Raw genomic sequence first — 20,820 nt, 5'->3', positions numbered from 1 at the left:
TCGTGGGCACGGTCAACCCGGGACCGCCCGGCCAGATCGCGCAGCGCCGGGGAGTCCACGTGTTCACGACACTCTCCGGCAGAGCCGCGGGGTCGACTTCCTGCGCAGTGGCGCGGGTCTGGGTGGCGGGGGGGTTGCCGGGTGGCCTTGGGCGTGGCGGTCGTGGGCCGGTTGTGGGCAGCGCTTTCAGGGGGGCTTTGCGTAGGAAGTCGGTGGGGTCGACCTTCTGTGCGGTGGGTTGCGGCAGCTGCGGTTGGGGGCCTTGGTGGCGGGGGCTGTGCGGGGTGGTTGTGGGGAGGTGGTGGGAGGAGGAGCCGGCCCCGGGGTGGCGGTGAGCGTGAGTTCGGCCGGTGACGGGGCCCTGGTGGAGCCCGGGGTCAGGGGTGAGGTGGGGGGAGGAAGTTGAGGAGGTGGTGGTTGACCTCCGGGGCGGCGGCCATGGGGAGGGTGTGGTGGGAGGCGCCCGGGATGGTGGTGACGGTGGCGTGGGGGAGGGTGTGGCGGGTGGCGGCGGCGGTGCGGTGGGGGTCGTGGGCGCGGGAGTGTTCGGCGTAGAGGGCGAGGAGGGGGGCGGTGAGGGTGCGGAGCCGGGTGGGGGTGGGGCGGGGGCCGGTGATGACGGGGGAGGCGGGGAAGTCGGCGTAGCCGAGGGCGTAGAGCTCGCGCCAGTCGGTGTCGGTGTGGGAGCCGGGGGCGGCTTCCCAGTCCAGGAAGTTGCGGGCGCGGGGCGGGGTGCGGCCGGGGAGGAAGAGGGGCAGGGCGCGCAGGAGGTAGCCGGGGCGGTAGCCGGCGAAGCACTGGGTGGGGTCGAGCAGGGTGAGGCTGCTGACCCGGGTGGGGGTGTGCAGGGTGTACTCGAGGGCGATCCAGCCGCCGTACGAGTGGCCGCAGAAGTGGGCGGCGGGAATGCCCAGTTGGTCGAGCACGGCGTCGAGCCAGCCGAGCAGGCCGGGGACGTCGCCGAGTGGGGTGCCGTCGTGGACGCTGCGCCCGGGGTCGCCGATCAGGTCGACGGCGAGGACGCGGTGGCCCGCCTCGGCCAGGGCACCGGCGTTGGCGTACCACATGGCGGAGGTGGCGCCGCCGCCGTGGAGCAGGACGAGGGGGTGGCCGTCGGCGGGGCCGCAGGCGTTGATCCGGGTGGTGCCGTGGGCGGTTCGGACGGTGAGCGGCTCGACCGGTACGGGCCAGCGGGCGAGGAGTGCGTCGTACGCGGCGAGGAAGGGCGCGAGGCGCGCCGGGTGGGACGGGGCGGTGCGGGCGGACATGATGGGCCTCCGCGGCGTGGTGTGATCACGTGCGGGTGACGCACGCGATCAGCTGCTGGATCAGTCGCTGAATCACTCGTTGAACAAGTATCTCGCTGAACGAGAGAATAATGGCACGTACGTGCCCGAGGAAGGACGAGAGGGTGTCCGAGGTTGGGGAGCCGATGCGGCTGGTACACCTGCTGCGCGGTCTGACGGTCGAACTCGACCTGTTCGGGGCTGAGTTCGCGGCTCGCAGTGGTCTGCATCCGACCGACCTGCGGGCGCTGATCCACCTGCTGGACGCCGCCCGGGCCGGGGAGGTGGTCACCCCGGGCCGGCTCGGGGAGGCGCTGCGGCTGAACTCGGCGGGCACCACCGGCCTGGTGGACCGGTTGGAGCGGCTCGGGCTGATCCGCCGCGAGCGCGATCCGGAGGACCGGCGCAGGATCCGGCTGATGGTGGAGGAGCGGGCGATGGAGCTGGGTCAGGGCTTCTTCGGCGGGCTGATCGGGGACCTGGTCGCGGCGATGGACCGGTTCGACGCGGCCGAGCTGGCGACGGCCCGCCGCTTTCTGGAGGCGATGACCTCCGTGGTGGCCGCCGCCCGGCGGGAGTGAGCAGTCGGGAAGGCGGGGCGCAGGAGGGAGGAGGTCACGCGGGTCCGAGGGTCCAGGCGATCACGGACAGGGTCACCATCGACACCAGCGTCGACCAGAGCACCGTGTCCCGGGCGAGGTCGGTGCCCTGCCCGTACTCGCGGGCGTAGGTGTAGATGTTCTGCGCCGTCGGCAGGGCGGAGAAGAGCACCACGGTGAGCAGCTGGTGGGCGGGAAGGTGGAGCACCGGGCCGGCCACGAGCAGGGTGACCAGCGGCTGGACCAGGGTCTTGATCGCGACGGTCAGCCCGACCTCGACGCGGCGGGAGAGGCCGTCGGCCGGCGGCCGGTTGTGCAACGACATGCCGAGGGCGACCAGGGCGGTCGGCACTCCGGCGCCGCCGAGCAGTTCGGCGGAGTGGTGGAGCTCGGCGGGAAGGTGCAGCCCGGTCGCGGAGGCGAGGGCGCCGAGCGCGGTGGCGAGCAGGACCGGGTTGCGCAGCGGCAGGGTGAGCAGGGCCCGTCGGCCGGCCGCGCCGCTGTCCAGGACGGCCAGGACGGCCGGGGTGACCAGCAGGATCTGGAAGAGGATCACCGGTCCGACGAAGGAGGCGTCGCCGACGACCTGCATGGTCACCGGGATGCCGAGGTTGGCGGAGTTGACGTAACCGGCGGCCATCGCACCGATCGCCAGTTCGCCGCGTTCGCGCCGGAAGAGCACGCGCCCGGCGAGCAGCCCGAGGCCGGTCGCGACGGCGGCGCCGGCCACGAACGCGAGCATCGACGGGTTGGCGAAGTGGCCCAGCGGGGTGCGGGCGATCATCAGGAAGAGGGCGGCCGGCATCGCGACGTGGAAGACGTAGCGGGTCAGCACCATCTCCGCCTGCGGCCCGATCAGCCCGGCACGGGCGACGAGGTAGCCGACTGCGGTGAGGGCCCAGATCGGGGCGAAGGCGGACAGCAGCGGATGGAGGGCGGGCATGGTTCCTCGGATCGCTCGTACGGGTCTGCCGGGTGCGGCGGGTGTCGCCCGCCCGAGGGCGCAGGACCACCGGGACCGCCGAGAACCCCCGGAGGAGTAAATCAGTGGCCTTCGACGAGTTGATCAACGGGCCGGTCAAGGGGCCACTGACGAGGACGGGAACCGGAGCCCGCCGGGACGTGCCGGAGAGCCGCCCGGCGGACGGGCTTACGATGAGCCGGTGGAGGACCAGTACCTGAGCCTGTCCGAGGTGGAGACCATCGCGCGCCGTGCCCACGAGGGGCAGGTGGACAAGAACGGCCATCCGTACGGCGAGCACATCGCCGCGGTCGCCGAGGGGACGGCGGCCCGCGGCGGCAGTGAGGCGCAGATCGCGGCGGGCTGGCTGCACGACACCGTCGAGGACGGGCGGCTGAGCCGGGAGTGGCTGGCGGGGGCCGCGCTGCCGGAGGCGACCAAGGCGATCGTGGACGCGCTCACCCGGCGGCCCGAGGAGCCGGTCGAGGCGTACACCGCGCGCATCCTGGCCACGCCCGGCGCGCTGCTGGTCAAGCGCGCCGACCTCGCACACAACTCCGACCCGTCCCGGCTGGCCGCGCTGGACCGGGCGACCGCGGAGCGGCTGACGGCCAAGTACGCGCGGATGCGGGAGCTGCTGGGGCTCACCGGTGAGCTCTGAACCGTAGAGCGGACAGCGGACAGCTGACGGGGGACAGCCGACGGGGGACGGGGGAGAGCGGATGGCGGGCGGCGGACGTCGCGGCAAGTGCGACAGGGCCCGGGCCACGCGGTTCGCGCGGGCCCGGGCCCTGTCGGGTCACCCCGGTGGTCCCTGTCCGACCCCCGGGGTGAGGGGGGAAATGGTCAGGAGACGGGTGGAAGCCGGTTAGGCCGGTGGTCGGTCGGCTCAGTACCAGTGGTGGGTCTGCCAGAAGGCCCAGGCGGCGTTCGGGCTGCCGTAGCGGGTGTTCATGTAGTCCAGCGCCCACTTGATCTGGGTGGCCGGGTTGGTCTTCCAGTCCGCGCCGGCGGAGGCCATCTTGGAGGCCGGCAGCGCCTGGCCCAGTCCGTAGGAGCCCGAGCTCGGGTTGGTCGCGGTCACGTTCCAGCCGGACTCGTGGGAGATGATCTGGCTGAACGAGGCCAGCTGGTTCGCCGGGACGATCCGGGCGGCGATGGCCTTCGGGGAGGCGGTGGCGGCGTTGGCGGTGGCGGGCAGCACACCCGCGCCCAGGGCGGTCAGACCAGCGGCGCCGGCGAGGATCGCGGCGGAAGTGCGCATACGGAGCTTGAAAGCGGGCATGTAGGGCAGGACCTCAATCGGGTTGGGCCGAGTCGCGCCCCGCCCAGGACCACGGGCCGGACAGGGGCCGTTGCGGTTGTGGAGCGCGACTCGGCGGCAAGCCGTTCACCGGCGGGACAGGAGCCGGTGCGGCTGACGACGAGAGCCATTGTTGCCAGACCGGATCGGCCCCCGCCAAGACCCCCTTGGTACGACGCACGGTCGTACGCACGGCGGTCGCCATGGATTCGAAGGGGTGCCGGCTGCCGTCGCTGGTACAGTCCCTGACCTGGGCGAACGTCGGTCAGGACGCCGTGGGCAGGGAATGTGGCGGGTGCGGAAACCGCTGTGCGCCCATCACTACCATCCGTCGTAGCCGTGAATCCGCTGTGAGCGCACTCACCGCTTGGGGGCGGGGGCGGTGACCAGACGAACCGCTCACAGTACTTTGGGTACTGACGATCTGTGTCCGGCACCACAGAATCCGGTCACGCCCCGACCGTCCCGGCTCACCCGCGGTCACCGACGGTCGCCGAGGCGCCGGTGCCGGAGCGCCCGGGCGGCGAGCCGGTCCGCCTCGCCGGTGACCGACAGCTCGGCGAGCGCCGCGTTGAGCGCCGCTCCCAGGCGCGCGCAGAAGGACTCCGGCTCCTCGGCGGCGTCCGGCAGCTCCGGGATGACCTCGTCCACGAGCCCGACCCGCGCCAGGTCGTGGGCGCCGATGCCCTGGGCCCGGGCCAGCTCGGCGGCGTGCGCGCCGTCCCGGTGCACGATCGCCGAGGCGCCCTCCGGCGGCAGCGGCGCCAGCCAGGCGTGGCCGGCGGCGAGCACCCGGTCGGCGGGGAGCAGTGCCAGTGCGCCGCCGCCGGACCCCTGACCGAGCAGGACGGCGAGGACGGGCGTGCGCAGTGCGAGCAGGGTGGTAAGACAGTGCGCGATCTCCACGGCGATCCCGTCCAGCTCGGCCTGCGCGGACAGTTCGGCCCCGGCCGTGTCCACCACGGTGACCAGCGGTAGGCGCAGCTGCTCGGCCAGGCGCGCCGTGTGCCGGACGGCCCGCAGGTCGGCGGCGGTGAAGGGGCGCTCGTGCTCCGGGGTCTGCCGCTGCTGGCCGACGACCAGGACGGGCCGGCCGCCGAGTACGGCGAGCGCCCGGACCAGTGCGCCGGCGCGGCCGCCGGGCGCGTCCAGCAGCACCAGCTCCTCGGCGGTGCGGCGCAGCAGCTCGCGGGTGCCGGGGCGGTCGGGACGGCGGGTGCGGCGGACGGAGTCCCAGGCGTCGGGGTGCGGGGCGGGCTGCTCGACGGGGTGGTCGGACCGAGCGGGACCGCTGGGTGCGGACCCGGCCGTACCCCTGTGAGGGGGAGGCGCCGTGCCGAGGACGGAGAGCGTGCGGCGGAGCAGTTCGCGCAGCTCCTGCGGCGGTACCACGGCGTCCACCAGCCCGTGCCCGGCGAGCGTCTCGGCCAGCTGGACGTCGGCCGGCAGCTCCACGCCGCGCAGCTCCTCGTAGACCCGCGGGCCGAGGAAGCCGAGCCGGGCGCCCGGCTCGGCGAAGACCAGCTGGCCGAGGGTGCCCCAGGAGGCGAAGACCCCGCCCATGGTCGGGTTGCGCAGATAGGTGAGGTAGGGGAGGCCGGCCGCGCGGTGGGCCTGGACGGCGGCGGTGATGCGGAGCATGCAGAGGAAGGCCGCCGAGCCCTCCTGCATCCTGGTGCCGCCGGAGACCGGCAGGGCGAGCAGCGGGAGCCGCTCGGCGGTGGCGCGCTCGACGGCCCGGGTGATCCGTTCGGCGGTGGCGACGCCGATGGAGCCGCCGAGGAAACCGAATTCGGAGGCGACCAGGGCGACCGGTCGTCCGTCGACCAGACCGAGGCCGGTGAGCACGGCCTCGTCCAGACCGGTGCGGTCGCGGGCCCGGTCGAGCGAGGCGCGGTAGCCGGGATCGGTGGGCGCCGAGGCGGACAGCGCGGAAAGCGACGTGCTGGGCGGTGCGGGCGTGGGTGCCGACCCGGACGGCGGCGCGGTGAGTGGCTCGTCCCAGCTGTGGAAGCCGCCCGGGTCGACCAGCAGTCCGATCAGCTGGTGGGCGGTCAGCGCCGTGCCCCTGCCGACGGCCGAACCCGCGCCTGTGGCCCTGCCGACGGCCGAACCCGAACCCGAACCCGAAGCCGTGCCCGAACCCGTGCTGCTGCCCGTATCCATGTCCACCCCGTCAGAGATCGTTCCGGTCCGACCCGGTCCGTCACTCTATGCGGCGCGGGCGGGCCGTTGTGGGAGTGCTGTGAAGGTGTGAGCAGCCCGACAGCGGGGCCTGCAGTAGTTCGACGGCGGTCGACCCAAGGGCGGGACGGGCGGTTCGTGGGCGGCCCCGACGGTGTGTCACCGGAGGTCGACGTACAGCTCAAGTCGCTTATGGAAAGCGAGAGTTACCCGCCGGTAAAAAGTGTTCGAAAGCCTTTCGAGGTTGTCGGTGGCTCGACACACTGGGGGCATGACCCGCACTCTACGCGCGTGGAAGACCCGCGCTGCCGCCATCACCGCCGTCGCCCTGATGACCCTCGCTCCTGTCGCCGTCGCCACCGAGGCGCACGCCGACGTGAGCGGCACGGTGTGCCTGTCCGCGCTTCCGCCGGAGGCCACCGACACCCTTAACCTGATCGCCTCGGACGGTCCGTTCCCGTACTCGCAGGACGGCGTGGTGTTCCAGAACAGAGAGAGCGTCCTGCCCACCCAGTCGTACGGGTACTACCACGAGTACACCGTCATCACCCCGGGCGCCCGGACTCGCGGTACCCGCCGGATCATCACCGGTGAGGCCACCCAGGAGGACTACTACACCGGCGACCACTACGCCACGTTCTCCCTGATCGACCAGACCTGCTGACGTCCGCCGGCAGGTCCGTGGCCCCGGCGGGCGTCCCCGCCGGGGCCACGGACGCGGCACGCGGTTCGTCGAAGGCGGGCTACAGCTCGGACGACCCCCAGTCGCTCACCGTCAGCTCGTCCCCGACCCGCAGCGTGCCCGGGCGCAGCACCGAGAACTTGCTGCCGAACGCGACCCCGCCGGCCGCCGCCCGGCGGTAGCGTGCCAGGGTGCGCAGCGGCTCCGGGCCCGCCTTGGCGCCGGTGGACTGGTCCACCAGCGTCACCGAGCACCGGATCGCCAGCTTCGTGTAGCCCAACTCGGCGCCGCCGACGGTGAACCGGCGCAGCAGGTCCTCGGTGTGCGGCTCCGGCCAGCCGTCCACCACCAGGTTGGGGCGGAACCGCTCCACGGGCAGCGGCGCTCCGCCGGTGCGCTCGTTGAAGTCGTCCAGGCTGGAACGGGACAGCAGGTGCACCGCGCTGCTGTCGGCGAAGCCGGACGTCCCCGGGTTCAGCCCGTCGGTCACCCGGTCGTGCTCCGGCGGCACCCGGACCAGCCGGCTGGGAACGCCCAGCACCCGGGAGAGCCAGTCAGCCGCCTCGTCGCCCTGGTCGACGGCGAGGAAGGGTGCGCCGAACAACTCCACCTTGCGGCGCGGGCCCACGGTGTCCACGGAAAACGCCACCGGTTCCACCCCGGGGGCGGCGAGGGCCAGCCGCTCGCCCGGCTCCACCGTCGGACGGACGGTGGCCAGCAGTGCGTCGCGCCGCTGGGAACGGAACACGCCCCGCTCGTCCACCACCATGAAGGCCCGGTCGTGGGCCAGCCCGGCCGGGGTCAACTCCGCCTGCTCGACCCGCACTCCGGCACAGCCCTTCACCGGGTAGTACCGCAACTCCGTCACCGTGGCCATGCCGCCCCCGTACCCCCGCGGCCGCTCCGGACCGCTCCTGATCATTGCCCGTAGGGTAGTTGTCGGCCCGGTCGTCGAGCCGACGGCCCCCTGCGGCGGCGCGGTTGCTAGGGTCTGCGCATGGCACAGAGCAGCGCGAACCCCCCGGGACGACTCCGGCGCGACGCGCAGCGCAACCGGGACCTGCTGCTGGCCGCCGCCCGGGAGATGTTCTCCCGGCACGGCCTCGACGTTCCGCTGGACCAGATCGCCAAGGAGGCCGGCGTCGGCAACGCCACCCTCTACCGGAACTTCCCGACCCGCGAGGCGCTGGTCGCCGAGGTCTTCGCGGACGCCGGGGCCGGACTGGCCGCGGCCGGGCAGGAGGCGCTCGCCGCCGAGGACGCCTGGACCGGCCTGGAGCGCTACTTCGAGCGGATCTTCGAACTCGTCGCCGCCGACCGGGGCATCAACGACCTGGTCACCCGGGCCATCCCGACCGTCCCCGGCATGACCGAGATCAGCCGTGGGCACGCCGCCACCGTCGGCGCCCTGATCGCCCGCGCCCAGGAACAGGGCAGCATGCGGCGCGACGTGGTCACCATGGACCTGCTCTTCCTGCTCGGCCCGCTCTGCCGCGCTCTGCCCGCCGCCACCGAGCTGCGCCCCGACCTCTGGCGCCGCTACCTCGCCCTGCTGCTGGACGGCTTCCGCGCCCGGGCCACCCACCCGCTGCCGGTCCCGCCGGTCGGCGAGGAGCACCTGGACCGGATGTTCGCCGACCTGTGGGAGGCGCAGGCGCCGGAGGCCTGAGCTGCCCGGGGCCTCGTGGGCATCAGGGACGCGTACGGAACGCCGGGCGCCGCGTCAGAGCCGCGTCAACTGGCGGGATGCCGCGGGCGCCGCGCCGCTTTGCTGGGACGCGGCGCGGTTCGGGTTCGGCGACGCGCACGGAGAAGGCAGTGCGGAGCGGCAGTGCGGAAAGGCGGGACGGCCCATGACGGACACGGGTGCGGACACCGGTACGGACGCGGGCCGGATCGTGGTCGGTGTCAGCGGCTCACTCGGCAGCCTCGCCGCCCTGCACCACGCGGTGGCCGAGGCCCGGCGCACGGACGCCGAGGTGCTCGTGGTGCTCTGCTGGACCCCGCCGGGCGAGGAGCTCGGGTACCGCCGCGCGGTCGGCCCGCCGGTGCTCGACGCGGGCCGCGACGCCGCCGTCGCCCGGCTGAGGCTGGCGCTCGACGAGGCCTTCGCCGGGTGCTACGCGGGGGTCCGGCTGCGTTGCCAGGCCGTGCGCGGGGAGGCCGGCCACACCCTGGTGCGCTGTGCGGACCGACCGGGCGACGTCCTGGTGCTCGGCGCGGGCCGGGCGCGGGGCCTCCTCTCCCGGCTGATCCGGCCGTCGATCACCGCCTACTGCGTCCGGCACGCCACCTGTCCGGTGCTCACCGTCCCGCGCCCGCCCCTCCAGCGGGACCTGGAGGCGCTGGAACGCGGGTACGGGTTCCGGGAGCTGGTCTCCGGCAACTGACCTGCCGTTCCAGGCCGTTGGCGAGCGATGCGAGTGCGGCGGCGGGCCAGGGCGGGAGCATCTCGCCCTCGCCCGCGAGCATGACCTCCTCCTCCCACCAGACGCGTCCGTCGAGCCGGTCCGTCAGCCAGCGGGCGAGCGACGGGGAATCGGCCCGTGAGGGATCCGTCTCGTCGTTGAGGTCGACCAGCAGGACGGGCGCGGTTGCGCGGTGGTGACCGGGGGCGGCACGGCGGTGCCGCCGGAGCCGTTCGACCAGGGCGTCCTCGTCCATGACGGCAAGGGTGCCGGCCGCCTGTGACAGTTCGACCCGTGGAGTCCCGCTACGCCGCAATCCCCGCCGCCCGGGCCAGCACGGCGGCGGTCCGGCGCCCGGCTGCCAGGGTGGCGGGGTCGGTGGCGGGCAGGCAGCGGTTGGCCTCGGGGCTGTAGGTGGTCATCACCACGCCGGCGTGGTCGGTGGGGAGTTCGAGAAGCTCGGACGCCGGTACGGCGGCGTGCAGTTGGTGGGTGAGCCGGCCGGGCACCACCTCGTCCTCCGTGCCGAGCACCAGCCAGATCGGGACCGGGGACGGGCCCTCGGCTAGGTGGTCGAGCGGTATGTCGCCGGTGGTGGCGGCCGGGCGTCCGTAGGCGGAGGCGATGCCGACGGCGGCGGTCGGGCGCAGGTCGGCCGGGGTGCCGGGGTGGGTGGCCACCGCGACGGCCTCACGGCCGCCGAGCGACCAGCCGGCCAGGACGAAGCGCTCCGGATCCCCGCCGTACGCGGCGGCGTTGCGGCGGGCGAAGGCGAGCGAGGCGAGCAGGTCGGCGCGGCCGCCGTCCTCCCGGTCGGGGCGCCAGTCCGGGACGAACACCAACAGGCCCAGTCCGGTGGCCTCCTGGGCGAGCGTGTGCAGCACGTCGCGCTCGTCGGGGCCGGAGCCGTGCCAGAGCAGTACGACCGGTGCGGGCCCGCCGGCGGTGGTGGTCGGCCGGTGGACGTCCAGCAGCCGCCCGTCCGCGTAGGGGACGGCCTGCGGTCGGGTGCTCGTCATGCCGGGTTCGCCTCCGGTTCGGTGGATGATCACGGAACTGGTACTGTACTTCCTGTCGCGAGGGAGATGATCTCTCGTCAGGCGTCAGTGGTGCTACCAGAGCACGTCCTACTTTCAGTAGGAAGAGTCCGTGCGACCCGGGCCTGGCGCTCCATGATCGGACGGGGTCCGGTGCCTTGAAGGGTGCCGGGCCCCGTCCGCGTTTCCAGGCCGCCGGAAGACGACCTCAGGAGGGCTGGCGGTCGGAGCCCAGTTCTCGGGAGATCCGCAGGCCGGCCTGGGCGACGACCGGGCCGAGGGCGCGGACCCGGGCGGCGGTCATCCGGGAGGTGAGGCCGGAGACGGACAGGGCCGCCGTCACCTCGCCGGTGTGGTCGAAGATCGGCGCGGCCACGCACCGCACCTCGGGCTCGTTCTCCCGGTCGTCGATCGAGTAGCCGCGGGCGCGGATCCGGGCCAGGTCGGCGCGCAGCCGGGTCTCGTCCGAGATGGTCCAGGCGGTGACCGGGCGCAGTCCGGCCGCGACCACCTCGGTGACCGCCTCCTCGGGCAGCCAGGCGAGGATCGCCTTTCCGGTGGCGGTGCAGTAGGCGGGCGCCCGGCTGCCGACCCGGGAGGCCATCCGGACGTTGGCCTCGTCCTGTCGCGACCCTGGCCGTCGGCGCGACCCTCGCGGTGCTGCTGACCAGGGTCGGCCGCTGGCCGCGGCTGGTGCTGACCACGGCGGCAACGGCCGCCTGGGCGGCGCCCGCGATGACCGGCTCGACGGTGTGGAGCTTCCTGTTCGACACCAACCTCGGGCTGGTCAACCACGCCCTGGAGGGGCTCGGGCTGAGCGGCTTCCACGAGTTCAACTGGTTCTACGACAAGTGGACGGCGTTCCTGATCGTCGGCGCGGTGGTGGTCTGGCACTCCTTACCCGTTCGTGATGGTGACCCTCTACGCGGGCATCCGCGCCATCCCGGAGGAGACTGTTCTTCGTCGCGGTGCAGCGGAAGCTGGTGTCCGGCCTGGCGGGCGCGGTCAAGGACTGACCACCGGCGGTCGGACACGTCGGGGCGCGAATCCAGGACACGGAGCCGACGACCCCTACCCCTCGGACTCCCGCGCCGTGCGCAGCCGTCCGGCGACCTCGTTCAGGCGGCCGCCGCCGACTCCTCGGGCGGGACGGCGACCAGGACGAACTCCGCCCCGGCGTCGTCCCGGACGAGCGCCGCGCGGCCGAAGGGCGTCGGCCCCGGGCCGGTGCGTACGGTGCCGCCGAGGGCGCGCAGGGCGGCGGTGGCGCGGTCGGTGTCGGCCGTCCCGAAGTGGACTCGCCAGCCGGGGGTGGTCCCGGACGGGTCGGCGGGGCCGATGCTGCACGCGGGCAGGCCGGTGACCCGGGCGAGGGTGTGGCCCGCCCGGGGGCGGTCGTAGCCGTAGCCGAAGACCCGGTGGTAGAAGGCGCGGGCGGCGTCCGGGTCGGGGGAGAGGTGCTCGTTCCAGGTGAGGGTGCCGGGCTCGTTCACCAGCCCGGCGCCGTCGACGGCGCCGCCTTGCCAGAGGCCCAAGGGCGCGCCGAGCGGGTCGACGGCGAGCGCGGCGCGGCCCTGGTCGGGCACCTCGTACGGCTCGCGGGCGATCCGGCCGCCGGCGGCGCGGACGGCGACCGCGGTGCGCGGCAGATCGCGGGAGGCGAGGCAGGTGGTCCAGGCGGCGGGCGGCGGGGGTGCGGGGCCGGCCGTGGCGGTCCGCGGCGCGGACGTGATCGCGGCGACCTGGGCGCCGTGCCGGGTGGCGACCGCCTCGGCGAGGCCGGTCGGGACGAACTGCCAGCCGAACAGCGCGCCGTAGAAGCGCTCAGCCCGGGCGAGGTCCGGGGTGGTCAGGACGGTCCAGCAGGGGACGCCCTCGTGGTACCTGCCCGCTTTCGGCATGCCGCCTCCTGGTCGACCCCCACTCCGTCAGCCTCGGCTCCCGGCGGGTGGGCGGCAAGCGGACGGTTCAGGCGACCCCGCGCGGGCGGAACTGGATGCTGATCCGCGGGCCGACCGGGCGGGCGGTCTTCGGGACGGCGTGCTCCCAGGTGCGCTGGCAGGAGCCGCCCATCACCACGAGGTCCCCGTGTCCGAGCGGTCGGCGGACGACGGCCGCGCCGCCGGAGCGCGGTCGCAGGGCGAGGACGCGCGGTTCGCCGACGGAGAGGATCGCCACCATGGTGTTCTCGCGGGCGCCGCGCCCGATCCGGTCGCCGTGCCAGGCGACGCTGTCCCGGCCGTCCCGGTAGTAGCAGAGCCCGAGGGTGCGGAAGGGCTCGCCCAGCTCGGCCGCGTAGTGCCGGCTGAGCGCCGCACGGGCCTCGCCGAGGACGGGGTGCGGCGGTTCGGCGTCGGCGGGGTAGGAGGCGAGCAGCCGGGGGACGTCGACCGTCCGCTCATACATCTCGCGCTGTTCGGCCCGCCAGGGCACGGTCGCGACCAGCTGTTCGAACAGTTGGTCCGCCCCGCGCAGCCAGCCGGGCAGCACGTCCAGCCAGGCGCCGTCGCCGAGCACCAGGCGCTGCACGCCGTCGAGCGGGCCGAGCCGGAGGTCGGCGGCTTCTTCGAACAGCGAGGGCTGGAGGTGGACGGTGTCGTGCATGGGTCCAGCCTACGCCGTGAATCGAACAGATGCTCGAACATGGGGCGGGTAAAAGATGGGCGCTAGCCTGCCGATATGGCGGTCAACGGGTTCGGCGTCACCGAGTTCCAACTCTTCCTGCTGCGTCGGATGGCCGACTACCACCCCGAGCTGGTCGAGGAGGCCGTACGGCGGCTCGGCGCCACCCGCGCCTCGATGCGGGAGGCGAACAAGCGCTGGCAGGCGATGGTCCGGTCGCCCCGCTTCCCGCGCGGCGCCGCCCGGTACGCCGCCGTGCTCGGGCCGGCCGAGGCGAGCCGGCCGCGCCGGATCGGGGACCTCGCCTGCACGGCGCGGCAGTGGGCGCTGCCGCTCTGGCCCGAACTGCGCTTCGAGGTGCTGCTCGGCCCCGCGGAGATCGGCGCGCCCGTGCTGAACGAGTGGCTGGTCCGGGCAGACGGCGCCCCGCCGCCCGTGCTGCGTACCGCCGCCGACCTGGCGCCGTGGAACTGCGTGGTGGGCGACGTGGGGACGGCGTTCCCGGGGGCGGTACCGCGCGAGGGGAGTGCGCCGACCCGCTTCCGGCTGGACTTCGCGGCTCCCGGCGCCGACGGGCGGGTGCGCTGCTGGACGGCCGACTTCACCTGGGGGCTGCTCCAGGAGGTCCGGGAGGCTGGTCCGGGAGGCTGAGGGACGATCACCCAGCTTCCGAGTGTTTCAAGGCAATATTCAGTGAATGCCTTTGATTTGCAGGCTCAAGCGCGACCATGGCAATATAAACGCAGACACTGAATGAGTTTGGCATCGGAAAGTGAAGGATCATGTCGGGCGACGCGCGCGTCATCGTCGGAGTAAGCGGTTCACTGCACAGCCTCACCGCCCTGCACCGGGCGGCGGAGGAGGCCCGGGCCCGGCGGGCCGTGCTGGTCCCGGTGCTCGCCTGGACCCCGGTCGGCGGCGAGCGCAGCTACCGCGCCCGCCCCTGCCCGCCGTTGCTCCGCGCCTGGCAGGACGCCGCCGAGGCCCGGCTGGAGAGCGCGCTCGGCCAGGCCTTCGGCGGCCTGCCGATCGGCCTGCCCGTGCAGCCGCTGGTCATGCGCGGCGAGGCCGGGCCGGTGCTGACCGCCATGGCCGACCGCCCCGATGACCTGCTGGTGATCAGCGCCGGGCGGCACGGCTCGATGCGCGGACGGCTGCGCCGCCTGCTGCGCGGCTCGGTCGCCCGCTACTGCCTGGACCACGCCCGTGGCGGCGTGCTGGTCGTCCCGCCGTCCGACCTCCACGAGGACCTGCGTGCCCTGCACCGCGACGGCATCGACCTGCGGGAGCTCATCGCGGCCTGACGGTCCGCCAACTGGTCCGTCAACTGGTCCGTCAACTGGTCCGTCAACTGGTCCGTCAACTCCGATGGACGGTAAGGCCACCGACCACCGTGCGGACCGGCCGCAGCTCCCGGAGCTCCTCCACCGGGCAGCTCAGCGGGTCGACGGGCCACAGCGTCAGGTCGGCGAGCGCGCCCGGGCGCAGGCTGCCGCGCTCGGCGCTCTCCCCGGTCAGTCGGGCGGCGGCGACGGTGTGCAGTGCGACCGCCTCGTCCCGCCCGATCGCGTGCTCGGCGCCGACCACCCCGGCCGTGGTGCCGCGGGTGGTCATGCCCCACACCGACACCATCGCGCCGTACGGGCCGACCGGGAAGTCCGAGCCGGCCGAGAGCTGCGCTCCCTCGTCCAGCCACTCCCGCAGCGGGAAGAGCGCGGCGGTGCGCTCCTCGCCCCAGGCCCGCTGCTGGGTGAGCGCGCCGTCGTGCAGCAGCGGGTGCTGCACCGTCACCGGGATGCCGAGCGCGATCGCCCGCGCCCGCTGGTCGGCCCGGGCCAGTCCGCCGTGCTCGACCACGAGGGTGCCCGGCGGCAGACCGGGGCGGCCCTTCAGCACCTGCTCGAAGACGTCCAGCAGCACGCGCAGCCCGCGGTCACCCCAGGCGTGCACGCCCGCCCGCCAGCCGCGCTCGACCACCCGGTCCACCGCGGCGAACAGCTGCTCCGGTTCCCAGAGCAGCCGCCCGTGGTAGCAGGGCTGCCCCTGGTACGGCTCCTCCAGCGCGCCCGCCTCGAAGCCGCCGTCGATACCGAACTTGACGCCCCAGAGGCGCAGTCGGGCATCGTCCCGGCCCTCCGTGCGCCACCGGTCCATCCGGTCCAGCAGTGCGTCCACCTGCTCGGGGGTGCGCGCCGCGAAGCCGGAGACCAGGGCTCGGACCCGGACGGCGAGCGCGCCCTCGGCCCGTGCCGCGTCCAGTACGTCGAGGTCCTCGACCGGCACCAGACAGTCGCGCACGGTGCCGATCCCGGTGGCGGCGTAGTCGGCGGAGGCCGCCCGCAGGCCCTCGATCCGCTCGGCGAGGGTCGGGCGTGGCAGCACCCGCTCGACCAGCTCGGTCGCCCGGTTGATCAGCCGGCCGGTGAGCCGACCGTGCTCGTCGCGTTCGATCACCCCGCCGGACGGTGCCTCGGTGGACCCGTCGATCCCGGCCAGCCGCAGCGCGGCCGAGTTGAGCACCATGTTGTACGCGCCGCGGCGCACCAGCACCGGGTGGTCGGCGGTGGCGCCGTCCAGTTCCCCGGTGGTCGGCATCCGCTGTTCGGCGAGCAGCACCTCCTGCCAGTTCACCGTGGTGAGGATCCACTCCCCGACCGGGGTGCGGGCGGCGCGCTCGCGGATGAGCTCCAGGAACCCGGCGAGGTCCCGGGCCTCGTGCACCGGGACGCCGTGAACGCTGTGTCCGGCCAGGATCAGATGGGTGTGGGTGTCGTCGAAGGCGGGCAGCACGGTCGCCGACGGGGCGTCCACCACCTCCGTGCCGGGCCCGATCAGCGCGTCCAGGCCGTCGGGCTCGGCGGCGAGGGCGGTGATCCGGCCGTCGGTCACGGCGACCGCCCGCTGCGGCGGCTCGCCCGGGGCGAGGGTGTGCACGGCGGCGGCGCGGATCAGCAGGTCGGCTGGGGTGGTCATGGCAGCTCCTGGGGGTGCGACAGTCCGGTGACCTTCTCGACGAACCGCAGGCTCGGTCCGGCGAGCAGCCCGTGCACCTCCGTGAACACGGCGCGGGCCGGGACGGCGTTCCAGTTAGCGGGCAGCAGCGGTTCGGGCAGCCCGGGGTCGAGGTACGGCAGCCGGCGCCACTGGGTGAGCATCGGTACGTAGTCCCGGAAGGCCTCGGCCGGGTCGATCCGCGCCCGCCCGCGCAACTCCTCGGCGAGCGGGCGCCAGGCGTCGGTGAAGGCCGCGTACTGCGCCTCGATCGCCGGGAGGTCCCACCAACTCGCCACCGCCGTGCGGAGTTCGGCGAAGCCGGCGTACTCGGCGGAGAGGAAGAGGTGCACGTAGGCGCTCAGGCCCAGGCGTTCCAGCAGCAGCCGGGCGTCCGGCAGCAGCCGGGCGGGGGCCAGCCAGACCCCGGGGGCGGCGTTGCCGAAGCCGAGCCAGCTGAGCCGGGAGCGCAGCTGGTGGCGGTGGGCGCGTTCGGACTCGGGCACCGAGAAGACCGCCACCACCCAGCCGTCGGCGAGCTCGGCGGGCTCCAGACTGTGGAAGATCCGGCGGTCGCCCTCGTCGAAGACCGGGGCCATCGCGGGGGAGAGCCGGTAGCCGGTGCCGGCGCGGCGCTCCTGGAGCAGGGTGCCGGCCTTCTTCAGCCGGGAGGTGGCCGAGCGGACGGCCGGGGCGTCGACGTCCAGCTCGGCCATCAGCGCGATCAGGTCGGCGATCGATATCCAGCCGCCGAGGCGGCGGACGAACTCGCCGTAGACGGTGTGGATCAGGGAGCTGGGCCGGGCCGTGCTCTCCGGCATGTGCGGACCCTCCTCCCCGACGGCTGGTGGTGATCATAGCGGGGCGGCTCTACGCGTAGGCGCCGGAGAGCAGGTGCCCGGCGCCCGGAGCGACGGCGGGCAGGCCGAGCGCCCGCAGCAGCTGGTGGGTGGTGCAGATCGCGGCCGAGACCACCGGCTTGCCGAGTTGCTGCTCGGTCTCCTCGACGGCGGACAGCGAGGGCATCTGCACGCAGGCGGAGAGCACCACGGCGTCGGCCCCGCCGTGCGAGAGGCCCTTGGCGATCGCGGGCAGCCGGGCCGGGTCGTGGGCCGCCACGTCCAGGTTGTCGGCGATCTCCAGGGCGGCGTGGTCGAGCACCTCGATGCCCTCCTGGGCGAGGTAGTCGACCACCGTCCGGGCCAGCGGCCGCAGGTAGGGGGTGACCATCGCGACCTTCTTCGCGCCGAGCGTCCGCAGGCCGGCCACCAGGGCCCCGGCGCTGGTGACCACGGGTGCGGGCGCGCCGTTCTCGACCGTACGGCGGTGCAGCCGCTGTTCGGCCTCGCGGTGGTAGCCGGGGCCGGTGGCCATCACCGCGACCAGGCACGCGTAGCCGATCACGTCGACCCGGGCGTCCGAGAGCTCGGCGGCGCAGCGGTCGGACTCGGCGTCCATGGCGCGCAGTTGCTCGGGGGTGACCCTGGTCATCCGCATCCGGCTGGAGTGGAAGGTGAACCGTTCGGGGGCGACCGCCTCGCGGGCCCGCAGCAGGGCGGGGACCTCGGTCTCCATGGTGACGTTGGAGCTCGGGACGATCTGGCCGATCCGGTAGGTGGTCATCTGCACCGGACTCCTCTCGGCGGGTGTCGATGCGGCGGGCGTTGGTCCGACGGGTGTCGATTCGGCGGGTGTCGATTCGGCGGGTGTCGATTCGCGGGTGTCGATGCGGCGGGCCTTGCTTCAGCGGGCGTCGATCACGGGGTTGGCGAGGGTGCCGATCCGTTCGATGGTGGCCTCCACCAGGTCGCCAGGCTGCAGGAACTGCGGCGGGACCATCCCGGCGCCCACCCCCGAGGGGGAGCCGGTGGCGATCACGTCCCCGGGCTCCAGGGTCATGCCGGCGGAGATGTCGGCGATCAGCCGGGCGATGCCGAACAGCATGTGGCGGGTGTTGGAGTTCTGCCGCAGCTCGCCGTTGACCCGCAGCGAGAGGTCGAGCCGCTGCGGGTCGGGGATCTCGTCGGCGGTGACCACGACCGGGCCGAACGGCGCGTAGCTGTCCTGGCCCTTGGAGAAGAACCACTGGCCGGAGCGGCGCTGGTCGCGGGCGCTGACGTCGTTGACGATGCTGTAGCCGAACACGTGTCGCCAGGCGTCCTGTTCGCTCACCCGGCGGGCGGGTTCGCCGATGACGACGGCGAGTTCGCACTCCCAGTCGAGCTGCTTGGTGAGGTCGGCGTTGTGCAGGATCGGCTGGCCGTGGCCGGTGACGGCGGTGGCGGGCTTGCCGAACAGCACCGGACGGTCGGGGAGTTCGCGGTCGGTGTCCAGACTGCGGTGCGACTCGTCCACGTGCTCCACGTAGTTGAGGCCGACGCCGACGATCTTTCCCGGGCGCAGCGGGGCGCGCAGCGACACCTCGGCGAGCGGCCGGGTGTCCGGCGCGTCGCCGAGCAGCTGCCGGGCGGTGCTCAGAGCGGGTTTGCCGGCACGGATCAACTCCAGCACGCTTCCGGGGAGTTGCACTCCGGCGGCAGAGGCGAGGGCGGTCAGATCGGCGACCCGGTCGGCACCGATCCGGGCGCCCAGGCGGGGGGTTTCGTCGCCGTCGATGCAGTAGGTGAGCAGGTGCATGGTTCCAGGGCTCCTGTTACGGGTTGGTGGTGGGCTGGTGCCCGTCGTGGTCCGGATAGGGCTCCTCGCGGTAGAGGCCGAGCGAGTGCATCACCGGGAAGTCGTTGAAGGAGAACAGGCAGGCGTCCTCGCCCTGGTCGAGGTTCGCGTGCTCGTGCCAGGCCCAGGACGGCACCACGAAGATGTCGCCCTGCTGCCACTCGAAGCGCTGCCCGGCGATCACCGAGACGCCGCGCCCCTTGGCCGCCGTGTAGACGACCGAACCGGTGTGCCGGTGGGCCCGGGTGGCCTGGCCGGGGCGCAGCAGCTGCAGGTGGGCGGCCATGGTGGGCATCACCGGGCCGCCGGTGACCGGGTTGGTGTACTCCATGATCACGCCGTCGTACGGGGATCCCTCGGTGGCGCGGGCGAGTTGGCACAGCGCGTGGTAGCTGGGTTCCCAGGGCCAGCCGAGCAGCGGGGAGTACGGGCGGGTCCACTTCTCGGCGCCGTACGGGAGCAGGTTGCCGCCGTAGCTGAGCAGCGAGGAGTTCGTCACCGGGCCGGGACGCTGGTAGAGCTCGGGGTGGACCTCGTAGAAGTTGGCGTCGAGGGTGTTGACCAGCGGGATGTCCAGGCCGTCCTGCCAGATCACCGGGTGGTCCTCGGCCTCGTTGCCGTGCTCGTGCCAGGTGTTGTTGGGGGTGATCGCGAAGTCGCGCGGACCGACCTTGAGCTTCTGCCCGTCCACGACCGTCCAGGCGCCGGCGCCCTCGTGGACGAAGCGCAGCGCGGAGGCCTGGTGACGGTGGGCGGTCATCGCCTCGCCGGGGCCCATGATCTGCAGGCCGGTGTACAACAGGCCGACGGCGGCGCTGAGTTCGCGTCGGCCGGGATTGACCAGCATGACCACCCGGCGGCCCGCGTCGTCGGCCTTCACCAGCGGGAGCGCCTTGCGGACCAGCGGACGCAGGTCGGCGTAGCGCCACAGCACGGGGACGGACTTCGGCTGCGGGTACCAGGGTTCGATCTCGTTCGCCACCGTCCACAGGGCGCCGGCCTCGTGCTTGGCCAACTCCTCGTAGTAGGCGAGAAGTTCGGGGCTGTCGTTGACGCGGGCCCGGCCGATCCGTTCGTCGTCGTAGCTGTTCTCGCTGGTCATGCCTCCTCCTCGGGGAGCACCAGGGGCCGCAGTGGGCGGTCGTTCACGTGCAGTTGGAACACGTCGAAGCGGTTGTAGTGGCCGACGATGTCGTGCATCTGCTTGGGCTGGACGCACCGGCCGAGGTCGATCTCGGCGTAGACGATGCCCTCCTCGTCGACCAGCGACTCGGTGACCGCCCGGCCGTCCGGGCCGAAGATCCCGGAGAGCGCGTTGCGCGGGCGGGCGAGCTGCTTGCGGACCTGCTGGTCCTCCCCGGCGATCAGGTCGACCATCTCCGGCGAGATTGTCGAGCAGGAGACCACGGTGAACAGCTTGCCCTCGAAGCAGTGGGCGGCGGCGCGCAGTGCGATCGCCTCGGCCATGTCGTAGTCCTCGGGGGCCACCGGCAGGGCGATGTAGCTGGCGGCGTGGACGAGTTCGCCCTGCGCGAGGAGGGTGAAGCGGGCCAGGGTGTTGGTGTTCTCCCCGCAGGCGAGCGCGCCGAGCGGGCCGACGGCCGTGCGGTGCACCCGCAGCGAGCTGCCGTCGCCCGGCGTCCAGGTCAGCTTCTCGGCCCAGGTCGGCACCAACTTGCGGTGCACGCCGAGCAGTTCGCCGTCCGATCCGATGACCAGCAGGGTGTTGTACAGCACCCCGAGGCTGTGCCGGCCTCGCTCGTTGACGCCGATCACCAGCACCACGCCGGCCTGCCGGGCGGCGGCGCGCAGGGTGTCGACGTACGGCCCGGGGACGTTCACGGCGGCGCGGTACAGCCGCTCGTACCAGGGCGAGCCCTGCACCGGGGTCATCGTCCAGTTCCAGTACGGGTAGCCGGGCACGAAGACCTCGGGGAAGACCACCAGTCCGGCGCCGTGCCGGGCCGCCTCCTGGATCAGGGCGACGGCCTTGTCCACGGTCGCGGCCGGGTCGAGGTAGACCGGGGCGGCCTGCACGGCTGCGGCGGTGAAGCGGGGCAGGTCCAGCATG

General features: G+C 73.6%; 22 protein-coding genes and 1 pseudogene. 8 read left to right on the top strand and 15 right to left on the bottom strand.

Translation table 11 applies throughout. From position 1 onward, the window contains the following. Window positions 1–377: 377 nt before the first annotated feature. A complete protein-coding gene (locus tag HS99_RS07685) occupies window positions 378–1,268 on the bottom strand; it encodes an alpha/beta fold hydrolase (protein ID WP_050366410.1) in 891 nt (296 codons plus the stop codon). A gap of 164 nt (window positions 1,269–1,432) precedes the next feature. Here HS99_RS07685 and HS99_RS07680 point away from each other — a divergent pair, with 164 nt between their 5' ends. Continuing rightward, on the top strand, window positions 1,433–1,867 hold the full coding sequence (locus HS99_RS07680; RefSeq protein WP_030554555.1) for a MarR family transcriptional regulator: 435 nt from the start codon (window positions 1,433–1,435) through the stop codon (window positions 1,865–1,867). A gap of 34 nt (window positions 1,868–1,901) precedes the next feature. Here the strand turns inward: HS99_RS07680 and HS99_RS07675 are convergent, their stop codons facing one another. Further along, window positions 1,902–2,828, bottom strand: a complete 927-nt coding sequence (locus HS99_RS07675) for an AEC family transporter (protein ID WP_030287828.1) — start codon at window positions 2,826–2,828, stop codon at window positions 1,902–1,904. Between the two features lie 220 nt (window positions 2,829–3,048). On the opposite strand from HS99_RS07675, the gene HS99_RS07670 reads away from it, so the two are divergent. Further along, the gene (locus HS99_RS07670) at window positions 3,049–3,507 is read left to right on the top strand and encodes an HD domain-containing protein (protein ID WP_030287826.1); all 459 of its coding nucleotides are present in this window, start codon (window positions 3,049–3,051) and stop codon (window positions 3,505–3,507) included. 228 nt (window positions 3,508–3,735) lie between these two features. Here HS99_RS07670 and HS99_RS07665 read toward each other — a convergent pair whose 3' ends face one another. After that, window positions 3,736–4,110, bottom strand: coding sequence for an aggregation-promoting factor C-terminal-like domain-containing protein (locus HS99_RS07665; RefSeq protein ID WP_223885899.1), 375 nt, complete (start codon window positions 4,108–4,110; stop codon window positions 3,736–3,738). A 519-nt stretch (window positions 4,111–4,629) separates the two neighbouring features. Continuing rightward, window positions 4,630–6,315, bottom strand: a complete 1,686-nt coding sequence (locus HS99_RS07660; protein WP_078867510.1) for a carboxyl transferase domain-containing protein — start codon at window positions 6,313–6,315, stop codon at window positions 4,630–4,632. Between the two features lie 289 nt (window positions 6,316–6,604). Between HS99_RS07660 and HS99_RS07655 the strand changes: the two genes are divergently transcribed. Then, on the top strand, window positions 6,605–6,997 hold the full coding sequence (locus HS99_RS07655) for a ribonuclease (protein ID WP_030287817.1): 393 nt from the start codon (window positions 6,605–6,607) through the stop codon (window positions 6,995–6,997). A 79-nt stretch (window positions 6,998–7,076) separates the two neighbouring features. On the opposite strand, the gene HS99_RS07650 is transcribed toward HS99_RS07655, so the two are convergent. Beyond that, window positions 7,077–7,892 (bottom strand): MOSC domain-containing protein, encoded by an 816-nt coding sequence (locus HS99_RS07650; RefSeq protein ID WP_030287815.1) that lies wholly within the window; start codon window positions 7,890–7,892, stop codon window positions 7,077–7,079. Between the two features lie 120 nt (window positions 7,893–8,012). Between HS99_RS07650 and HS99_RS07645 the strand changes: the two genes are divergently transcribed. Next, a complete protein-coding gene (locus HS99_RS07645; protein ID WP_030287812.1) occupies window positions 8,013–8,684 on the top strand; it encodes a TetR/AcrR family transcriptional regulator in 672 nt (223 codons plus the stop codon). Window positions 8,685–8,868: 184 nt separating this feature from the next. After that, window positions 8,869–9,405, top strand: a complete 537-nt coding sequence (locus HS99_RS07640) for a universal stress protein (RefSeq protein ID WP_030287810.1) — start codon at window positions 8,869–8,871, stop codon at window positions 9,403–9,405. A gap of 323 nt (window positions 9,406–9,728) precedes the next feature. Here HS99_RS07640 and HS99_RS07635 read toward each other — a convergent pair whose 3' ends face one another. Together HS99_RS07635 and HS99_RS07630 are read right to left on the bottom strand one after the other, a co-directional pair. Then, window positions 9,729–10,442, bottom strand: a complete 714-nt coding sequence (locus HS99_RS07635) for an alpha/beta hydrolase (RefSeq protein ID WP_030287807.1) — start codon at window positions 10,440–10,442, stop codon at window positions 9,729–9,731. A 226-nt stretch (window positions 10,443–10,668) separates the two neighbouring features. Continuing rightward, a complete protein-coding gene (locus HS99_RS07630) occupies window positions 10,669–11,172 on the bottom strand; it encodes an IclR family transcriptional regulator (protein ID WP_420896644.1) in 504 nt (167 codons plus the stop codon). Between HS99_RS07630 and HS99_RS46390 the strand changes: the two are divergent. Then, window positions 11,085–11,418 (top strand): annotated as a pseudogene (locus HS99_RS46390) (ABC transporter permease family protein); the annotation flags it as partial. The gene HS99_RS07630 and the pseudogene HS99_RS46390 overlap by 88 nt on opposite strands. Before the next feature lie 160 nt (window positions 11,419–11,578). Here the strand turns inward: HS99_RS46390 and HS99_RS44695 are convergent. Both HS99_RS44695 and HS99_RS07620 read right to left on the bottom strand, forming a co-directional pair. Next, complete coding sequence (locus tag HS99_RS44695; protein WP_030554550.1) at window positions 11,579–12,361, bottom strand: VOC family protein; 783 nt, start codon at window positions 12,359–12,361, stop codon at window positions 11,579–11,581. A gap of 67 nt (window positions 12,362–12,428) precedes the next feature. Continuing rightward, window positions 12,429–13,064, bottom strand: coding sequence for an alpha-ketoglutarate-dependent dioxygenase AlkB (locus tag HS99_RS07620; RefSeq protein WP_030287801.1), 636 nt, complete (start codon window positions 13,062–13,064; stop codon window positions 12,429–12,431). Between the two features lie 75 nt (window positions 13,065–13,139). On the opposite strand from HS99_RS07620, the gene HS99_RS07615 reads away from it, so the two are divergent. Both HS99_RS07615 and HS99_RS07610 read left to right on the top strand, forming a co-directional pair. Next, window positions 13,140–13,733, top strand: a complete 594-nt coding sequence (locus tag HS99_RS07615) for a hypothetical protein (protein ID WP_030287799.1) — start codon at window positions 13,140–13,142, stop codon at window positions 13,731–13,733. 131 nt (window positions 13,734–13,864) lie between these two features. Next, the gene (locus HS99_RS07610) at window positions 13,865–14,386 is read left to right on the top strand and encodes a universal stress protein (protein WP_030287797.1); all 522 of its coding nucleotides are present in this window, start codon (window positions 13,865–13,867) and stop codon (window positions 14,384–14,386) included. Window positions 14,387–14,441: 55 nt separating this feature from the next. On the opposite strand, the gene HS99_RS07605 is transcribed toward HS99_RS07610, so the two are convergent. The 6 genes from HS99_RS07605 to HS99_RS07580 all read right to left on the bottom strand — a co-directional run bounded on the left by HS99_RS07605 (window position 14,442) and on the right by HS99_RS07580 (window position 20,819). Beyond that, window positions 14,442–16,055 (bottom strand): amidohydrolase, encoded by a 1,614-nt coding sequence (locus tag HS99_RS07605; protein WP_030554548.1) that lies wholly within the window; start codon window positions 16,053–16,055, stop codon window positions 14,442–14,444. Continuing rightward, entirely contained in the window at window positions 16,052–16,894 is an 843-nt protein-coding gene (locus HS99_RS07600) for a PaaX family transcriptional regulator (protein ID WP_030554546.1), read from the bottom strand. Before HS99_RS07600 ends, HS99_RS07605 begins: the two co-directional genes overlap by 4 nt. Window positions 16,895–16,943: 49 nt before the next feature. Then, a complete protein-coding gene (locus tag HS99_RS07595; protein ID WP_030287791.1) occupies window positions 16,944–17,696 on the bottom strand; it encodes a maleate cis-trans isomerase family protein in 753 nt (250 codons plus the stop codon). Between the two features lie 120 nt (window positions 17,697–17,816). Continuing rightward, a complete protein-coding gene (locus tag HS99_RS07590) occupies window positions 17,817–18,710 on the bottom strand; it encodes a fumarylacetoacetate hydrolase family protein (protein ID WP_030554544.1) in 894 nt (297 codons plus the stop codon). Between the two features lie 16 nt (window positions 18,711–18,726). Beyond that, window positions 18,727–19,851 carry a cupin domain-containing protein gene (locus HS99_RS07585; RefSeq protein WP_030287787.1) on the bottom strand — a complete coding sequence of 375 codons (1,125 nt, stop codon included), beginning with the start codon at window positions 19,849–19,851 and terminating at the stop codon, window positions 18,727–18,729. After that, the gene (locus HS99_RS07580; protein WP_046385928.1) at window positions 19,848–20,819 is read right to left on the bottom strand and encodes a carbon-nitrogen hydrolase family protein; all 972 of its coding nucleotides are present in this window, start codon (window positions 20,817–20,819) and stop codon (window positions 19,848–19,850) included. The genes HS99_RS07585 and HS99_RS07580 overlap by 4 nt, the downstream gene beginning before the upstream one ends. Between the last annotated feature and the right edge of the window lies 1 nt (window position 20,820).

The organism is Kitasatospora aureofaciens (assembly GCF_001188955.3).
GTDB lineage: Bacteria > Actinomycetota > Actinomycetes > Streptomycetales > Streptomycetaceae > Kitasatospora > Kitasatospora aureofaciens.
Note: the sequence above shows the minus strand (reverse complement) of the source record. Positions and strands in the feature narration are given on the sequence as shown.